This is a genomic window from Spirillospora sp. NPDC046719 (assembly GCF_040645715.1).
Lineage (GTDB): Bacteria > Actinomycetota > Actinomycetes > Streptosporangiales > Streptosporangiaceae > Spirillospora.
Map to the genome: position 1 here is coordinate 15,088 of NZ_JBEYYT010000169.1, position 3,290 is coordinate 18,377.

Below are 3,290 nucleotides of genomic sequence, written 5' to 3' on the forward strand. Positions count from 1 at the left end.
GCCGGCGGCGGCACGCCGCCGGCCCCCGTTTCGCATGTAAAACCCTCTTGACCTGGCCATTCGCCCGCACCGTACGGGTTTGGTGTGATCCGCGCTGAGCATCAATCGCACATTGCCGACGCATCGGGGGGACACCGTGAGCCAGGATGATGGACGCAGGGAGGGCACGGTCGCCACGCAGGACCGGCCCGACGAGGGCTTGCGCCGCGCCCGTTCCGGCGGGTCGAGCGAGCTGGTGACGTCCGGCGGCCGCACCGAGATCGCCGACGTGGTGGTGGCCAAGATCGCGAGCATGGCGGCCCGCGAGGTGGGCGGCGTGCACGAGATGGGCGCGGGGATGAGCCGCACGATCGGCTCGGTGAAGGAGCGGCTTCCCGGCGTCGCCGCCGATCCGACGCAGGGCGTCGGGGTGCAGGTCGGCGAGCGGCAGGCGGCGATCGACATCGACCTCGTGGTCGACTACGGGGCCTCGATCCCCGATCTCGCCAACGCGGTCCGCTCCAACGTGATCGGGCAGGTCGAGCACATGTGCGGGCTGGAGGTCGTGGAGGTCGACATCACGGTCGACGACATCCACCTGCCGGGCGACGACCGCGAGGAGCCCGAGCAGCCGACGGGCCCCCGGGTGCTATGACGGCCCGGACCCGGAGGACGCGGCCCGCCGCGGCGGAGGGCGCGGGCCGCCAGGCCCATGCCCGGATCCCGCCCGTCCCGCAGAGCCCGCCGCGCCGCGCGGCGACCGGCACCGCGGCGGCACGGCAGGGCACCGAGCGGCCCCGTGAGGATCCGGACGGCAAGGGACGGCTCGTGGAGCGGGTCGCGGAGGCGGTGACCGGCTGCCGGTCGGTGGCCGGGCTGACCGCCGGACCGCGGGCGCGGATCATGACGTACCGGGCAGGGCGGCCGCTCGCCGGCGTCGCCGTCCGGGACGCGGAGATCGAGGTCGGGGTGGTGGCGCTGGTGGAGCGGCCGCTGCCGGAGACGGCCGAGGACGTGCGGCGGGCGGTGCGCCCGCTCGCCGGGGACCGCCCGGTGCACGTCCTGATCGGCGACATCGCCGAAGGGGGAGCGACGTGATTCCGATATGGCCCGTGGTGGGGCTGGGCTTCGGGGTGGCGCTCGGGTTCGCGGGCGCGTTCGGCGGGTTCGGCCCGTTCTTCATCGTGCTGTTCCTGGGCTGCCTCGGATTCCTGACGGGACGGGCGATCGAGGGGAACCTCGACATCCGTCAGCTGTTCTCGTTCAACACCGGCCGGCGGCCGCGATGACGGCGGACCGCGCGCGAAGCGAAGGTGCCGCGCCTGACGGGCGCGTGGCGGCAGACGAGGAACGCGCCGGACAAGCGCCCGGTGAGGCCCACGCGAGCGACGGCCACGCGGCTGAGGCCCACTCGGGCGAGCGCTACGCGGGCGAGGGCCACGCGGGCGAGGGCCACGAACCTGCTGGCGAGCACGCGTCGGATGCTGTGCGTTCGCCGGGGGAGGCGCGTCCGCCAAGGGAACGGGGCCGGACGACGATCAGCGACCGGGTCGTGGCGCGCATCGTGGCGAAGGCCGCCGAGGAGACGGCGGGGTCGGGCGGCCTCGACCGGTCGGTGCTCGGCGTCGGCCTGCCGGGGCGCCGCGCGGCCCGCACCGACGTGCGCGTGCACGGGAAGGTCGTCACGGCGAAGGTGGCGCTGTCGGTGGAGTACCCGATGCCTGTGCGGGACGTGGCGCGCCGGGTGCGCGACGGCGTCCGCACGCGGGTCGAGTCGCTGACCGGCCTCACCGTGCGGCAGGTCGACATCGACGTGGCCGAGCTGGAGCGGCCCGGCGGGAGGACCGTGTCATGATCACGCATGCCGGACAGCGGCGGGTGCCGGCGCACGGCACGCGGACGTCGGGGGAGCGGCGGGCGGACCGGGCGGCGCGGCACGCGTTCCGGTCGCGGCGGGTCCGGATCGGCTCGCTCGCGGCGCTGCTGCTGACCGCGGCGTCGGTGATCGCCGCGATCGACGTCCTCTCCGCGATGTTCGGGGCGTCGCTGCACGTCGTCGCCTACCGGGAGCTGCTGGACGTCCGGTGGGACGGATGGGTCACCCGGGCGATCAGCGGGGGGCTGGTGCTGGTCGGGCTGGTGTTCCTGCTGGCGGGGCTGCTGCCCGGGCGGTCGCGGGTCGTCCCGCTGCACGGCCGTGTGCCGGACGTGGTGATGGGCGTCAGCAAACGCGGACTGTGCCGGGCGATCGCGGCGGCGGCGGAGGACGCGACCGGGGTGTCGCGGGTCCGGCGGGTCCGGCTGCGGCCCAGGCGCGTGACGGTGGTCGCGGAGACGCCGGTGCGTGACGCGCGGGGGCTGGAGGACGGCGTCGCGGACGCGGTGCGCGCGTGCCTGGAGCGGATACGGCCGCTGCAACCTCGGACCGTGAAGGTGCGGATGAAGCGCAAGGAGACCTAGATGGCGGACCGAACGGTCAGGGGGCGCGGATGAACCGGGGGCCCGCTCATCTCAACCGGACCGGGCTGGTCCTGGTCGGGGCGCTCATGGTCGCCGTGGGCGGGGCGGGGCTGGCGCGGGGGGCCGGCGTGTTCGGCCACGGCCGGGCGACCGGCCCGGTGTTCAGCGGCACCGTCCGGCGGTACGCCGCTGATCACGGCTGGTTCTGGCCGGCGGTCGCGGCGGCGGTGATCGTGCTGGCGCTGCTCGGGCTGGCCTGGCTGCTCGCGCAGGGCCGGCCGGGACGGCTGCCGGGGCTGGCGATGGAGCCGGACGCCGCCGGCGGGCGGACGCGCCTGTCCGGGAAGGCGGTGACGGACGCGCTGGAGTCCGAGGTCGGCGAGTACCCGGGGGTGCGGACGGTGCGGGCCCGGCTGATCGGTTCGTCGCGGCGCCCGGAGCTGCGGCTGAACGTCGCGTACGGGCGGCGCGCGGATCCCGCGGAACTGCGGAGCCGCATCGAGGAGGAGGGGATGCCGCGGCTGGCGGCGGCGCTGGGCCGCGAGTCGGTGCCGGCGGTGGTGCGGCTGCGGTTGGTGAAGGGCGAGCGGGCGGACACGCTGCTGTGACCTTTGGTGACACCTTTGGGGCCTGTTGGGCGTGAAGGGTGGTTTGCTCGACTAGCGTCCTTTAGTGAACATGACGTCGAGGGAATGAGGAGGCTCGCTTGGTCGACCTGCCAATTCCGGGTGGCTCCGTCGAGGGGCCTTTCGACGCATGGAAGGTACAGACGGACCACGGCATGGGCCCCTCCCGCTAGAGCGGCCCGAAGACCCGGGGGTGCGGCGGCGACGCCGCGCCCCCCGGGTCTT

Annotated in this window: 6 protein-coding genes; all 6 read left to right on the forward strand. The window is 75.0% G+C overall.

Annotation, left to right across the window (positions count from 1 at the left end; genetic code table 11):
- Positions 1-136: 136 nt before the first annotated feature.
- From ABZ914_RS26545 to ABZ914_RS26570, 6 genes are read left to right on the forward strand one after another with little or no spacing between them, the layout of a single operon-like run.
- Positions 137-634: an Asp23/Gls24 family envelope stress response protein gene (locus ABZ914_RS26545; protein WP_500196507.1), complete on the forward strand. Its 498-nt coding sequence runs from the start codon at positions 137-139 to the stop codon at positions 632-634.
- The gene (locus ABZ914_RS26550) at positions 631-1,077 is read left to right on the forward strand and encodes a hypothetical protein (protein ID WP_500196510.1); all 447 of its coding nucleotides are present in this window, start codon (positions 631-633) and stop codon (positions 1,075-1,077) included. Before ABZ914_RS26545 ends, ABZ914_RS26550 begins: the two co-directional genes overlap by 4 nt.
- Positions 1,074-1,268: a hypothetical protein gene (locus tag ABZ914_RS26555; protein WP_500196511.1), complete on the forward strand. Its 195-nt coding sequence runs from the start codon at positions 1,074-1,076 to the stop codon at positions 1,266-1,268. Before ABZ914_RS26550 ends, ABZ914_RS26555 begins: the two co-directional genes overlap by 4 nt.
- Positions 1,265-1,834, forward strand: coding sequence for an Asp23/Gls24 family envelope stress response protein (locus ABZ914_RS26560; protein WP_500196512.1), 570 nt, complete (start codon positions 1,265-1,267; stop codon positions 1,832-1,834). The genes ABZ914_RS26555 and ABZ914_RS26560 overlap by 4 nt, the downstream gene beginning before the upstream one ends.
- A complete protein-coding gene (locus tag ABZ914_RS26565) occupies positions 1,831-2,439 on the forward strand; it encodes a DUF6286 domain-containing protein (RefSeq protein ID WP_500196514.1) in 609 nt (202 codons plus the stop codon). Before ABZ914_RS26560 ends, ABZ914_RS26565 begins: the two co-directional genes overlap by 4 nt.
- 29 nt (positions 2,440-2,468) lie before the next feature.
- On the forward strand, positions 2,469-3,047 hold the full coding sequence (locus ABZ914_RS26570) for an alkaline shock response membrane anchor protein AmaP (RefSeq protein WP_500196515.1): 579 nt from the start codon (positions 2,469-2,471) through the stop codon (positions 3,045-3,047).
- The last annotated feature ends 243 nt before the right edge of the window (positions 3,048-3,290 follow it).